The sequence below is a fragment of the Micromonospora sp. NPDC003197 genome, from assembly GCF_053590565.1.
The window spans coordinates 248,444-262,760 of the sequence record NZ_JBSFTE010000004.1 but is presented as its reverse complement, the minus strand read 5'-3'; the positions used below and the strand labels follow the sequence as shown (position 1 = coordinate 262,760).

The window sequence follows — 14,317 nt, the reverse complement described above, 5'->3', positions numbered from 1 at the left end:
GAGACCGACCGTGAGCACCGATGACCACTCCCAAACGACTACGACAAAGGAAGTGACGTGTTTACCGAAGGCACGTACAGATTACGGGCGGCTCGGCTGCTGACCGTGCTGGTGCTGCTGGTGGCGGCGTTGGGCGTGGCTGTCTCGCGCCCGTCGCCGGCGGCCGCAGACGCGGCCGGGTTGGGTGGCGACTACGTACCACTGCCCAGCGGCGGCGCACTGCTCGACACCCGTACCGGAGTCGGCGGGCGCACCGGCGTCGTCGGGGCCGGCGGCGTGGTGACCTTCCCGGTGCTGGGTGTCGGCGGCGTCCCCGCCTCCGGGGTCAGCGCGGTCCTGATTCGACTGGTGACGACGGACGGCACGGGAAACACCTACCTGCGGGCCTACCCCGACGGCACCACCGCGAACGGGGTCTCGATGCTCAACAACTTCACCGGCGAGCAGGTCTCCAACACCGCGGTCGTGCAGCCGGGCAGCAACGGCCGGATCGCCATCCGCAACGACGTCGGCAACGTCCACATCATCGCCACGGCACAGGGTTACTTCCGTTCCGCTGTCGGTGGCGGTGGTGGCTTCGTTCCGGTGTCTCAGAACAAGTTGGTCGATACCCGCGACGGCACCGGAACCACCCAGGCGAAAATCCCCGCGAACGGCACCCGTACGGTGACCCTGACCGGTGGCGTGGTCCCGACCACAGCAACGGCCGTGCTGGCCAACGTGGCCGCCGTCAACGTGACCGCACCCGGCTGGCTCGGCGCGATGCCGGCCGGCGGCGGCGCGCCCGCCCACTCGGCGCTCAACTTCGAGGAGACCGGGCACCACTCGCACCTCGTCTCGCTGCCGCTCTCCGCGGCCGGCCAGGTCACGTTCACCAACCGGAGCGGGGCCGCCGTCGACCTGATCGTCGCGCCATACGGCTACATCACCAACAGCCCCAGCCTGGGGGCCGGCTTCCGCCACCTCGCGGCGACCCGGCTCTACGACAGCGGAAGCACGATCGCCAACGGTGGTGTGGTCGACCTCCAGGTCACCGGCAAGCTCGGCATGCCCACCCGGGGGGTCGCCGGGGTGGCGCTCAACGTGACGGTTGCCGGAGCGAGCGCTACCGGCGGCATCAAGGTGTGGCCGACCGGCGACACCGAGCCCAACACCGGCCAGGTGCATGTGCGTAAGCCGTACACCGCGGCCGGCCTGATGATCGTCAAGCCGGGCAGCAACGGCCAGATCCGGATCAAGAACACCCTGGGTGGAGCCGCCCGCATCATCGTGGACATCCAGGGGTACTTCACCGACCCGATCCCGTCGGTGCCGGTGCAGTCGTACGCGGCCTCGGTGGGTGTGCAGGCCGGACCGGTGTCGGGGGCGGCGCTGGGCATGGTCGAGTACGCGTACACGGACAACATCGGTCGGGTGCTGATCGGGCACCAGACCGATGTGGACAACTTCGGTTCGGTGCAGTGGACCGTGCTCTCCGGTAACGAGGCGTTCTCCGGTCGACCGAGCCTGGGGGTGCTGGGTGACGGCCGGGTGCAGGTGGCGGCCCACTACTCGGACTCGGACGTCTGGACGCGTACGCAGACGGCGGTGGGTTCGGCGACGTGGAGTGCCTGGGCGGACTTCGGCGGTTCGATGACCGCCGCCCCGGCGGTGACCCGACTGCCGTCCGGAACCATGGCCGCGTTCGCCGTCGACGTCGACGGCAAGCTGTGGGTGTATCAGCAGACCGGCACCATCCCCAGCTGGCAGGGGCTGACCGATCAGGACTTCGTCGGCACTCCGGTCGTCGCGGCGACCCGCACCGGCGTACGGCTGTTCCTGCGCACCACCGCCGGGACGGTGGCGACGGCGGAGTACGTCGACGGCACCCTCTCCACCTGGACGAACCTGGGTGGCACCGGCACCAGCGCGCCGGCGGTCGTGGTCTACCCCGGCTACCGGATGCGAGTCTTCGTGCAGTCCCTCGACGGCACCATCGCGACGAAGTACCAGGACGCGGCGGGGACGTTCCCGACGGCGTGGACGTCGCTGGGCTCGTACGTGTCGGCGGGTGCCCCGGCAGCGGTGCTGGACCCGGTGCTGGGTCGTACGGCGGTGGTCACGCGCAGCCCCTCCGGTCAGGTGATGCTCGCCTGGGAGACGACGCAGGGTTCGGGTGTCTTCAACGACTGGTCCGCAGCGATCCCGGACCTGTTCGAGGCGGCGGCGACGGATCCGACGATCGTGCCGGTGACCAACAGCGCCGGACAGACGTGGTTGATCCTGTTCCGTAACGCCAACAACGCGAGTCGGATCTATGAGCGGCAACCGGTGACGGGTCTCGCCGCCACAGCCAGCCGTAGCTCGACCGCAGCAGCGGAACGGACCGGGGACACCGCCTCCACCTCGGCCACGCGCGGCGTCTTCGCCGCGCACACCCTCCCCGCCCCACCGGCCTGACATCGCACGGGTGGGCGCGGCCAGGTCCGCGCCCACCCGGCACGCCAGCGACGGCCCCGCTCGATATTGCCCAGTTGACCGTGCACCGGCTCGTCGCTCGCGGAAAGAACCAGCGCCGCAACCCACTACGCCAGCTCGATGGAAAGGTATGCAATGAAACGATCACGATGGCGGGGCCGGATGGCGGCCTTGCAGGTCGCCGCGCTGGCCGCAGCGCTGGTCGCGGTGGTCGCGCCGGCGCCTGCGCCGGCGCAGGCCGTCGACACGGTGAGCTGTGTCGCGCAGACGTCGGTCTTCGCCGTGGCCAGCGGCGGTTCACTCCGGCGCTATCCGCTCAACGCGCCCGGCAGCGCGAGTTCCAGCTGGTCGACCAACGTCGGAATCGGCAACGGCTGGCAGACCTATGGGCGCGTCCTCGGCGGTCCGGATGGACGGCTCTACGGCATCAACTCCAGCGGACTGCACCGCTACCGCTGGATGGGCAGCAACTGGGAGATGATCAACGGTAGCGCCTCTCAGCGGATCAGTACCGGCTTCACCCAGTTCGCAGCCGCTGCCGCCCGCAACAAGATCACTGTCGACGAGCGAGGCGACTTCTACGCCATCGACGCCGAGGGACGGCTACGGACCTACCGGTACGACGATGTCGCCGGCGCGTGGACCTTCTCCAACCGTCTGCTCGACACCGGCTGGGGTCGGTTCAACCTGATCGTCGCTGCCGGACCGGGCGTGCTGTACGCCCGGGACGCCACCGACGGCCGGCTCTTCCGCTACCGCTACGAGCCCGACAGCCAGCGCTGGATCGAGTACCAGCAACTCGTCGGCACTGGCTGGCAGGTGTACACCAAGGGCGTCTTCTCGGCCGGTGGTGACACCCTCTTCGCCATCAACGGCAGCGGCAACCTGTACCAGTACCGCTACCGCGAGGACAACCGCGCCTGGACCATCAACGGGCGGCTGATCGGGTCCTCCTGGCACAACTTCCTCAACGTCGCTGCCGTCACCAACGCCTGCACGCTGGCCGTATCGCACGTGCCGGCCCGGCCGACGGTGCCGGTGGCCCAACACGCCCCGGCCGCCGTCACCCAGGCCTCCTCGAACAGCATCGAGCTCACCCACACCGACAACATCGGCCGGTTGTTGCACGGACGGATGAGCCCGGACAACTTCAGCTCGCTGCAGATGACCTCCATCTCCGGCAGCGAGGGGTTCAGCGGGGTTCCTGGACTCTCCGAGAACACCCAGAATCTGGCCCGGATCACCTCCCGCAACATCAACAGCGACATCTGGACGCGTACCCAGTCCACTGCCGGCAGTCCTGGTTGGAGCGCCTGGACCGACCTGGGCGGCCGGATGGCCTCCAGCCCTGCGGTCGTGCGGCTCTCCAATCAGCGTGAGGTGGTGTTCGCCGTGGACGCGGGCGGCGCCCTGTGGGCCCGCTGGCAGGACCCGGTGCACGCGGACCTGCTCGCCTGGCGCAAGCTCGGTGGCAGCGGCCTGACCGGCACTCCGGTAGCGGTGCCGCTGGCCGACGCCAGCGCGCTGGTCATCGTCGCGGACAACACCGGCACGCTACAGGCGGCCCGATACGTCGACGGTGCCCTGCAGGGCTGGACCAACCTCGGCGGGACCGGTCTGACCGGTACCCCGGCCGTGGTGGTGATGCCGGGCTACCGAATGCGGATCTTCTCCCGGAACGCCGAGGGGCGAATCGTAGCGACGGAGCGCGGCACGGACGGCACGTTCACCGGGACGTGGACGACGGTCGGCGGCACGGGTGTCGCGCCAGCGGGCTCGCCCAGCGCGTTGCTGAGCCCGGTCACCGGCCGGATCGGGGTCTACGTGCGCGGCACCGACGGTTACATCCACTACGCCGCCGAATCCGCTCAGGGCAGCGGCACCTGGGGTGTCTGGATTCCAGCCCAGGACGCGTTCGAGACCTACGCCACGGACCCGACCGCGTTCAGCTTCACCAACGCCAACGGCCCGAACGTGGCCTACCTGGCCCGTACCCCCAGCGGCACGCTGCGGCTGTACACCGTTCATGAGCCGGCGAGTTGGGCGGCTGGCGTCAGCGGGGCCCGCCTGGCCACCGCCACCGCCCCGGCCGAGCGCCCGGTCTTCCTCCGGCACGCGCTGCCGGAGCCGTCCATCACGGACTGAACGACGAGTGGTGCGGGTGTTCGTGGGCTGCGCCTCCGAACACCCGCACCAGCTTGCGGACGCCCTGACGAGGGCTCCCGAACAGCGGTCTGTACAGACTTTGTACGCCGTTTATGCCCAGCCCCGGCGACATCGAGATAGGTTCTGCCCGCCCATCCGGCCCAGCGCGGTTTCTCGGATGGCCATATTCCAGCGGAGGGCAGGATGACGTGTCCTGGGCGGTGGCGATGACCAACGGCACAGTGCAGCACACCGCGCTGGTGGAGAGCAGGCTTGAGGATGTACTCCGGCGCATCCGCAGCGACGTCGAATGGGTGGACATCGATCTGCTACGGCGAGGGCTGTCGCCCCGGCTCGACGGGATCGACACCACGTACGTGCGGCACCTGGCCGGGCTGCCGGAGGAGCTGCCGCCCCTGGTGGTGCACCGGGCCACGATGCGCGTGATGGACGGGTTGCACCGGCTGGCGGCGGCGCGCAGTCACGGCGAGCGGCAGGTGCCCGTGGTCTACTTCGAGGGAAGCTACGACGAGGCCTTTGTCGTCGCGGTACGGCTCAACGCCATTCACGGCCGGGCGCTGCGCACGCAGGATCGCGCGGCGGCGGTACGGCGCATTCTCAGCACGCATCCCCACTGCTCAGACCGCTGGATCGCCGCGATGTGCGGGGTCGCGCCGCGTACGGTCGCCCGGTTGCGACAGGAGTCGGCCGACGACCAGCAGCGGCTGACCACCCGGATCGGGCGCGACGGCCGGCGGCACCCGTTGTCCGCCCAGGAGGGACGCCGCGTCGCCGAGCAGATCATGCGCGAGGAGCCGGACGTGAGCCTGCGCGAGGTAGCGCGCCGCGCCGGTGTCTCCGTCGGCACTGCCCTGGACGTACGGCGGCGTCTGCTCGCCACAAGCCCCGCGTTGGTGAGCCAGGCCGGCGGGACGCCGCGCCCGGAACGACAGTGGGCTACGGGGGACGCCGGGCGCACCGCCGTGCCAAGGATTCGTGAGCAGTTGGAGTGGTTGACCCGGGAGCCGGCGCTGCGCTACACGGACCAAGGGCGGGCACTGCTCCGTCTGGTGTCGACCACGCTGGCCTTCCTCGACCGCTCCGGCCCGATGACCGACGCGGTCCCTGACCACTGCCAGCGTTCGCTGCACGCGGTGGCACGCGCCTGCGCCAGCGGCTGGCTCGACTTCGCTGAACAACTCAACGACGAGCAGCTACCGTCCCGGGCAGCTTGACCCCAGTGCCCCGCGCCGCCGCACGGTGCCGGGATAGTGTCTCGTCCTGGCCGTCTTCACCGGGGTCGACGCGACGACGTCCAGCCCTGCTGTTGTAGCCGTTCGATGCCGTCCAGCAGCAGGTCCAGCGCGAACTCGAACTCGAACTGGTCGTCGCAGCCCTGCCCCACGACCGATGCGTCGTCGTGGGGCGCTGCCGTGGCGATCTCGGCGAGATGCGGAAACCGGGCTGCGGCTTCCGGTGGTAGGCCCTCCGGCGGCTCTGGCTGGATCGTGCCGGATCGGCCGGCGCGCCGGGAGACGTCGAACAGCTCCTGACTGAAGCCCAGGATTCGGCTGCCCATGGCGTGCATCACGTGGTGGGCCAGATCGGCGGAGAACCCGCCGGCTCGAAGTGTCCCGACCATCGAATCGAGGTAGGCCAGGACGGCCGGCGTCGCCATGTTCCGCGACTCGATCGCGAGCGGCGCCCAGGGGTGGCGTCGCAGCATCTGCCGTGCAGAGAGGATGCGCTCACGGACCACGTACTTCCAGTCGACGTGGGGCACGAGCGGATCGATCTCGCCGACGACCACGTCGATCATGCCGTCGAGTAGTTCGTCCTTGTTGGCCACATGCTTGTAGAGGGCCATCGGCACGACACCCAGTTCCTGGGCGAGGTTGCGCATGCTGAGGGACTCGATCCCGGCCGCGTCGGCGAGCGCGACGGCGGCGTGCAGGATCCGATCCCGGCTCAGCGGCGTCCGGCGCAGCACTTCAGCCTGCTCAGCCATCTCATCCTCGTCTTCCGGCAACGGTTGACACCATAACGGTATTGACAGGTGTACGGCGTACACTTAGATTTCTTCCTATGAGGTGTACGCCGTACACCCAGGGAGGGAAAAATGAAAGCAATCGTCCAAGACCACTACGGTCCGCCGGAAACGCTCCGGCTCGCGGACATCGACACGCCGACACCTTCGGTCGACGAGGTGCTGGTGCGGGTCGAGGCCGCCGCACTCAACGCCTACGACTGGCATGCCATGCGTGGCGATCCTCGGATAGCGCGACTGGCCATGGGTCGGTCACGGCCCCACGCACGCATCCGTGGCCGCGACTTCGCCGGCCGGGTCGAGGCCGTTGGTGCCCACGTTCGACAGGTACGCCCAGGCGACGCCGTCTTCGGTGACCTCGGTGATGCCAACGGCGCATTCGCCGAGTACGTGCGCGTGCCCGAGAACCTGATCGCGCCGAAGCCGGCGAACCTGACACCGCAGCAGGCAGCCGCCCTGCCCCTGGCCGGTGTCACCGCGCTCATGGGACTGTGCGACGTCGGGCAGGTCGCACCCGGCCACCGTGTCCTCATCAACGGTGCCTCCGGCGGCGTCGGCACCCTGGCCGTCCAGTTGGCCAAGGTCCTCGGCGCGACGGTGAGCGCGGTGTGCAGCACCCGCAACGTGGACCTGGTCCGCTCCCTCGGTGCCGACCACGTCCTCGACTACACCCGCGACGACTTCAGTCACGACGCCCGCCGCTACGACCTGGTGTTCGACCTGGTCGGCAACCGCTCTCTCAGCGCGCTCCGACGGCCGCTGACCTCGACCGGGACGGTGGTGCTCTCCGGCGGCGGCGTCTACCGCGGCGGCAGCCTCATCGGACCGGTCGGGCTCATCACGCGCGGGCGGCTACTGGCTCCCTTCGTGCGACACCGCATCGTCACACTCACCGCAACGCCCAGCCAGCAACACCTCGACACGCTCCGCACCCACGTCGAGGCCGGCCGCCTCACCCCGGTCATCGACCGGACCTATCCGCTGCACGAGGTACCCCAAGCCATCCGATACCTCGAAGGTGAACACGCACGGGCAAAGGTGGTCATCACCATCTGACGTACCGACCACGAACGCGACTGGCCCTGTCCTACCGGTGGTCTAGCCTTCGGATGCCGTTGATTGATTAGGGAGGGTTCATGCCGAAGTTCGTGCTGCCGGACGAGGACGCCTGGGTGCTGCCCAATGCGTGGCGCAAGGCGCTGGATCCTCGCCGAGGTGGGCACCCGGCACCGGAGCGAGCCATCCCACTCGACGCAGACGTCCGGCTACGCACCCGGCTGAGGTCAGACGAGGTCTCGAGGGCTCTGGCGAGGGCGTCGGATCGCGATGTGTTGTACGACCCGGCGCTGCTCGCCGAGGGCCAGCGCTACCTGCGCAGTTGGCGGGAGCTCGACGATCCTGGCGACGAGACGAACCTGGTCGGAGCCGCAGTAGCCACCATGCTCATCGGCAGGGACTACGAGACCCCGACATGTTCCGCTGATGTGTGGGTGTCCCGGTACGGGATCGAGTTCGCTGCCCGGGTCATCGGAGAAATGACCAGGCTCATCGTCGACAGATCACTCTGGACGATCGACCCTCGTCCGGAGAAGACCTATGAATCCTTGTGGCGCGGAGACGACCGGAACAGTCTCTTCCCAATGGCCCATGCGGTACGGGCCCACCTGGCCGTGGCGACCGATGCCGAATACGAGCGGGTCTGCGAAATCCTCGGCGAGTACCGGACGTCGCCGGTCGGCCGGATCATGACGTCCTACCTGGTGCCGACGCAGGTGGCATGGGTCGACGAGGATTGCGTCGCAGCCGCAGCCTGGTCCACTGATCCGGACGACGAAGGCCTCGGCCAAAACAATTATCACTATCTGAGTGGGTTACTACTCCTTGCGGCCAGCACGGTCCACCACCTCGAACTACTCGACGGCAACATCCGGGACATGGCGTTCGTCATGCACCGGTTCGACCGGTCGGCCGGGCCGGTGAGCACGGTCCTGGACGGGGTCGGACCGGCCGCTGCCCCGATCCTCATCAACTCGTTCTACCGCAGGCTGCTGCGGCTCGAAGACGACAAGTGGAAACGTCGCGAACGGCTGGGGGTTGAGGGCGTTCGTATGCTCTCGCTGATCCCGACCGACGACGCGTTTCGACTGCTGTGCCGGGCGATCTTCGGTGAGGAATCGGTACGCCCCGGCGCGTTCCTGAAAACCGGAGTGCTGTCGCGATATCCGGTGCGGGCGCTACGGATACTCAGCGAGCTCGAAGCAGCGCCGCCGACGTACACGCAGCGGTACGACCGTCAGGTGATTGCGAATCCGCAGGAGGTGGCGCTGTACACGGATCTGCTGGGCACTCAGGTGCTGGCCGATCCGCGGCTGCTGCCGGCTGCGGCCGCAACGCTGCCAGCCGAGGTGCGGGCCAGGGCCGAGGAGATCGTGGCCAGCGGCGGCGCGGGAATCGGCGCGGGCTGGGCAGCCCTGCTGGACCGTCACGAACAGACCCGGTACTACAACTATCTCGACAGCGCCGACGACGAGAAACGGGCGGTCGCCGCGCTGGCCGCGATCCCGACCGAGGAGGCGTTCGGCCATCTGGTGGACCGGGTCGAACGTAAGTACTTCCGCCCTGCGCTGCTGACCGCCGCCAAACGCGACCCGCAACTCGCACTACGAGTGCTGCTGGCGAAGTCCGCCGACGCGGTGGACACCGATGCCATGCCGACCGTGTCGGAGTTGCTGCGCAACCACGTACTCGCCTATCCGGAGGCGGTCGCAAGCACGCTGCCGACCCTTGATACGGCGACACAGGCCCGGGTGAAGACCATCCTTGCCAGCGCAGCGGACCCCTCGGCGGACACCTCGCCCACCGGCAACACTCCGGATGTCGCGGTGGGCGCGATGCTGCCAGTGCTGGCCGGCCCCCCACGTCGGCCCGACGGGAAGCCGATGCGGGTTCCCGACCTGCCGGACTGGCTGGTCATCGCGACCCTTCCCGCAGTGCGGCTACAAGAGGGCGGCGAGGTGCTGTCCCCCGACGCGGTACGCCAGTTGTGCGCGCTGCTCGCCGTCTCGAAAATCGCCGCACCCCACCCCGGAATCGCCGAGGTACGCGCGCTCTGCGAGCCACACAGCCTCGCCGCCTTTGCCTGGACGATCTTCGAGCAGTGGCAGGCCGCGCAGTATCCGGCAAAGAGCCAGCTCGCCATGGTGGCCCTGGCCCTGCTCGGTGACGACACCACCGTGGCACCCCTGACGTCACTCTTCCCCGCCTGGGCGACCGGCAGCAGCCTGCGCGTACGCACCGGCATGGACGTACTCGCCGCGATCGGCACCGACGTCGCCCTGACAGCTCTACAGCGATTGTCCCGCAAGGCCAAGACCGCCGGCTTCCGCCGCTTCGCCGAGCAGCGCATACAGGCCGCCGCCGAAGCCCGCGGGCTGCAGCCCGCGCAGCTCGCCGATCGGATCGTGCCGGACCTCGGCCTCGACACCGACGCCCGGACCACCCTCGACTACGGCTCCCGACGGTTCACCATCAGCCTCGACGAGCAACTTCAGCCCACGATCACCGACCAACACGGCAAACGTCTCACCCGCCTCCCCCGACCAGCGGCCACCGACGACCCGACGCTGGCATCGGCCGCCCAGCGGCGGTTCACGGAGCTGAAGAAGGACGTCAAAACCATCGCCACCGACCGGACCCGCGCCCTCGAAGAGGCGATGGTCACGGGCCGCCGCTGGACCCCAGAGGAGTTCCAGCGCCTGTTCGTCCAGCACCCGCTGATGTGGCAACTCACCCATAGGCTGCTGTGGGCCACCTTCGACGAGCAGGGAACGGTCGTCACCACGTTCCGCGCGGCTGAGGACCGCACCCTCGCCGACATCGACGACAAGACCTTCGCGCTCGACCCGACGGCAACGGTGGGGGTGGTACACCCCTGGCACTTCACCGCTGACCGGGCGGCGTGGACCACGGTGTTCGCCGACTACGCCATCACCCAACCCTTTCCCCAACTCACCCGCGAGATGATCGACCTTTCGGAGGCCGAGGCGAACGCCGAGTTGAGTTCCTTCGTCGGCACCAGCGTCGAGGGGCGGAAACTGTTCGCATTGACCGCCCAGGGCTGGCGGCGATACGAGAACGACTACCACAGCGCGGTGCTGCGGGACTGGCCCGGCGACCGCACCGTCGAGATCGAGTACTCGCCCGGCTTCCACTGGCAGGAACCGGACGCGGCTCAGAAACTGACCCGCGTCCGGGTCTGGACGACCAGCATCTCGCCGGACGGGGCAGCCGGCCGTAACCAGGCCGAGGACGGTGCCAAGTTGGCCGACCTCGGCCCGATCGGTATCTCCGAGGTCATACGCGACCTGCGCTTCCTGGCGCGCTGACCGGTCCGGCGGCGGGCGGCACCCGAAGGACAACGGATCCGGCTCAGCGTCACAGGCATTCGTCGGTGACGCTGAGCCGGATCTGGGCATCGACCCAGGCAGCTGTCGCCGCCCCGCCCGGATCTGGGCCGAGGGCGGCAACCAGATCATTCAGGCAGGCACCGGCCCGGGGTAGACCCGATCGGGCCAGGTTGGTGGATGCGGCGGCGAGTCGGCTGGCGAAGGCCGGAGGCAGTCGCCGAAGACCATGATGCGCGGCCTCCGCCAGCAGGGACAGTGCGGTCTCGACCGCCACCTCGACCGGGTCGGCGCGCTGAATCGACTCGCCGGTGTCCAACGCGCCGAAACCGTTCCCCGGGGCCAGGTCGAGGACGACCAGCTTCGAGTCGACCGCCACCGCCAACGGGTCGATGACAATTTCGCCCCGCGTACGGCGCAGAATCCCGCTGACGTAACGCGGCCGGCCGTGAACCCCGCCAAGGGCGTCCGCGAGTGCGTCCAGAGCCCCCGGGCACACCGATCGGTAGCTGGCCGAAATGGTGGCGCGCGTACCTGCGGGGTCTTCGATGGTCGCGGTGAGCCGCTGATCGCTGGGAAGATAGCCGACCGAACACACCTTGCCGATCGTCACCGGACGGACGAACTCGGCCGCCACCCGAGGCCGGATCAGTCGGGGCGGCAGTTCACCCATCCTCCGACACTCCTCGGCGAGGTCGCGGACCAGCAGCGCGGAGGGCAGCTCGGCCCACCCGTCATCGTATGGAACGACCGTGGATCTGGATCCCCGGCTGCTGGCCAGCCGCACCATCCGACTGGCGCTGCGGACGGCCGACGCGCTGATCACGCTGCCGGCGGCGAGCTGGCTCAGTGTGCCGCCGCCGATACGTTCGTTGCCGAGCTGGGCACCGGTCAGCGGCTGGTCGTCTGGCACCTTCCAGGTACGCCGCAGCACGAGCACGGACGCGGTCTCCGGATGGACAAGGTACACGTCCACTGTCCGCTCATCGTCCGGCCCCACGCCGTTGGTGACCCGGCAACCGAGGCTGATCAGGCGTACCTGCCGCAGGGTCGTACTCGCTGCCTCCCGCGTACCCAGCACCCAGGCCGGGGGGTGGGACGCCCGGCCGGTCGAGGCCCGGTGCCGGGCGTGCAGCTCGGCGATCAGTTGTGCCACGGTCTCGGGGCGGTACCGGGCGCTGCGCGAGTGGTACCGGTCGAGTTGCTCCGCCAGTTCGTCGACGGCGAGCAGCGGCCACCGCAGACCGGCGGTGTCCAGGTCACGCCGGACGTGCGCGATCGTTGCTGCCTGGGCGGTGCCGGTGTGGACGATCCCGTCGAGCAGGATCTCCTCGGTGAGCGCCAGCGCGGGGCCGAGGCCGGAGGGGGTTCGCGTTCCGGTGCGATTCCCGCCAACCTCGACCAGCACCGTCTCGGCATCGGGTGCCTGCTCGTCCGCAGCTTGGAAGGCCCATACCGCCAGCGGAATGAACCGGTCCCGTGTTCCGTCCGCCGCGTCGCTGTGCACGTAGGCAAGCTCATGGGGTACCAGGAATCGGATGGAACAGGCCGCGAACTCCACCGACGGCACGGGCTCCGCCTGGGTCGGTCGCCGTACCCGAGCGGTGAACCCGGCCCGCAGGGTGCGGCGGGCAGCGTCGAAGGCTCGCGTACCGACCAGCTCCCGCAACGCCTCGTCGGTGAACTCCCCCGGCGACCAGATCGTCACCGCCGGATCCGAAGCGGTTGCCGGCTCCGGGACGGTTGCCGCCGCCGAGACGGGCGCCGGCTGCCCCGGCCCGGCTGGTTCATTCCGTGGTGGGCCGTCGCCGGCCTGTCGCTGGTAGGTCAGTACCAGGGCGACCATGTGCCGGCAGCCACCGGTGGCCGCGCAGGTACAGGTGGCGCTCTCCAAACCTGCTCCGGCGGGCAGCACGACCCGGACCCCATCGGGGTACGCGCCGCTGACCGTGCCGTCGGCACCGACCTCCAGCGCCGGTCCGGTGGCGTCCTCCACCTCCCTGGTCGCACGCTTCACCAGACCCCGGTTGGTCAACGCGGCGAGCGAGTCCGGCGTCAGCGCCAGCAGGTCGGCACGGCTCACCGTCCCACCTTCTCCGCGACGAAGGTGGCCAGTTGACCCGGGGTCATCGCGCCGACATGGGCACCGACGTCGGCGAGCCGCTGGGCCAGGTCCCGGTCGTAGGCCGGTTCCGCCTCCTCGTCCAGCGCCGCGAGCCCGAGCACCGTCGTCCCCTGTTCCACCATGTGACGTACCGTGCGCACCAGTTTCCCGGCGTCGCCGCCCTCGAAGAAGTCCGTGATCAGCGCGACGATCGTCCGGCGCGGGTTGTCGACCAGACCCGCGCCGTATCCGACCGCCCGGGCAATATCGGTGCCCCCGCCGAGTTGCACCCGCATCAGCAGTTCGACCGGGTCCTGCACGTCTGCGGTCAGGTCGACGATCCCGGTGTCGAAGGCGACGAGATGGACCTTGACACCCGGCAGTCCCCACAGGCACGCCGCGGTCACTGCCGAATGGATCACCGATCCGGCCATCGAACCGGATTGGTCGACCAGCAGGATGATCTGCCACTGGCGCAGCCGGCGCTCATCGCGGGCGACGAAGTACGGCGTCTGGACGTAGAGCTTGCGCTCCTCCGGCTGATAGTGGGCCAGATTGGCGCGTACGGTGCGGCGGAGGTCGAAGTCGCGGGCCAACTTGAACCGGCTGCTTCGCCGGGACCGTGCCCCGGCGAACGATCGGCGCACCTCGGTGGCCAGCCGCTCGATCAGCTCCCTGACCACCGCATCGACCAGACGCCGAGCCAGGAGCAGCACGTCCGGACTCATCAGGTACTTGGTCCGCAGCACCGCCTTGAGCAGCGTCGGATTCGGTGCGATGCGTTCGAGGACGGCCGGATTGGTCACCACGTCGTGGATGTCGTACCGCTCCACGGCGTCCCGCTCCAGCCGTTCGATCGTCTCCTTCGGAAAGAGCCGGGTGATCTCGTCGAGCCAGTCCACGGTGGTCAGGGCCGAGGGTCCGCTGCCGCCACTCCGGTCGGCCGTCTCCCGCTCCCCTGCGGCTCGCCCCACCCCGCCACCGCGGATGTCCCTGCGGGCCAGTTCCGCGTCTCTGCCGTAGAGCCAGTCCAGGGCGGCATCGCGGGCTGCGGCGTCCGCACCGAGCGGATGCCCGCCGAGACACGACTGCCCGGCGGTGCCGAGCACCAGCCGCCAGCGTTCCAACGTCGGGTCCAGCTGCGCGGAGCCCGACATGGGG

The 14,317-nt window shown here is 69.3% G+C and carries 8 protein-coding genes; 5 read left to right on the top strand and 3 right to left on the bottom strand.

All coding sequences use genetic code 11. From position 1 onward, the window contains the following. Positions 1 to 57 precede the first annotated feature (57 nt). From ACWDV4_RS06670 to ACWDV4_RS06660, 3 genes are all read left to right on the top strand, one after another. Positions 58 to 2,439 (top strand): hypothetical protein, encoded by a 2,382-nt coding sequence (locus tag ACWDV4_RS06670; protein ID WP_449975434.1) that lies wholly within the window; start codon positions 58 to 60, stop codon positions 2,437 to 2,439. Between the two features lie 153 nt (positions 2,440 to 2,592). Further along, a complete protein-coding gene (locus ACWDV4_RS06665; RefSeq protein WP_449975433.1) occupies positions 2,593 to 4,602 on the top strand; it encodes a tachylectin-related carbohydrate-binding protein in 2,010 nt (669 codons plus the stop codon). A 209-nt stretch (positions 4,603 to 4,811) separates the two neighbouring features. Beyond that, positions 4,812 to 5,837: a ParB/RepB/Spo0J family partition protein gene (locus tag ACWDV4_RS06660; protein ID WP_449975432.1), complete on the top strand. Its 1,026-nt coding sequence runs from the start codon at positions 4,812 to 4,814 to the stop codon at positions 5,835 to 5,837. A 56-nt stretch (positions 5,838 to 5,893) separates the two neighbouring features. Here the strand turns inward: ACWDV4_RS06660 and ACWDV4_RS06655 are convergent, their stop codons facing one another. Further along, a complete protein-coding gene (locus ACWDV4_RS06655; protein WP_449975430.1) occupies positions 5,894 to 6,610 on the bottom strand; it encodes a TetR/AcrR family transcriptional regulator in 717 nt (238 codons plus the stop codon). A gap of 111 nt (positions 6,611 to 6,721) precedes the next feature. Here ACWDV4_RS06655 and ACWDV4_RS06650 point away from each other — a divergent pair, with 111 nt between their 5' ends. Both ACWDV4_RS06650 and ACWDV4_RS06645 read left to right on the top strand, forming a co-directional pair. Further along, complete coding sequence (locus ACWDV4_RS06650; protein ID WP_449975428.1) at positions 6,722 to 7,705, top strand: NAD(P)-dependent alcohol dehydrogenase; 984 nt, start codon at positions 6,722 to 6,724, stop codon at positions 7,703 to 7,705. 80 nt (positions 7,706 to 7,785) lie between these two features. Beyond that, positions 7,786 to 11,034: a DUF4132 domain-containing protein gene (locus ACWDV4_RS06645; RefSeq protein WP_449975426.1), complete on the top strand. Its 3,249-nt coding sequence runs from the start codon at positions 7,786 to 7,788 to the stop codon at positions 11,032 to 11,034. 49 nt (positions 11,035 to 11,083) lie between these two features. Here ACWDV4_RS06645 and ACWDV4_RS06640 read toward each other — a convergent pair whose 3' ends face one another. Together ACWDV4_RS06640 and ACWDV4_RS06635 are read right to left on the bottom strand one after the other, a co-directional pair. Beyond that, positions 11,084 to 13,135: a hypothetical protein gene (locus ACWDV4_RS06640; RefSeq protein ID WP_449975424.1), complete on the bottom strand. Its 2,052-nt coding sequence runs from the start codon at positions 13,133 to 13,135 to the stop codon at positions 11,084 to 11,086. After that, positions 13,132 to 14,313, bottom strand: coding sequence for a VWA domain-containing protein (locus ACWDV4_RS06635; protein WP_449975504.1), 1,182 nt, complete (start codon positions 14,311 to 14,313; stop codon positions 13,132 to 13,134). Before ACWDV4_RS06635 ends, ACWDV4_RS06640 begins: the two co-directional genes overlap by 4 nt. Positions 14,314 to 14,317: the final 4 nt, after the last annotated feature.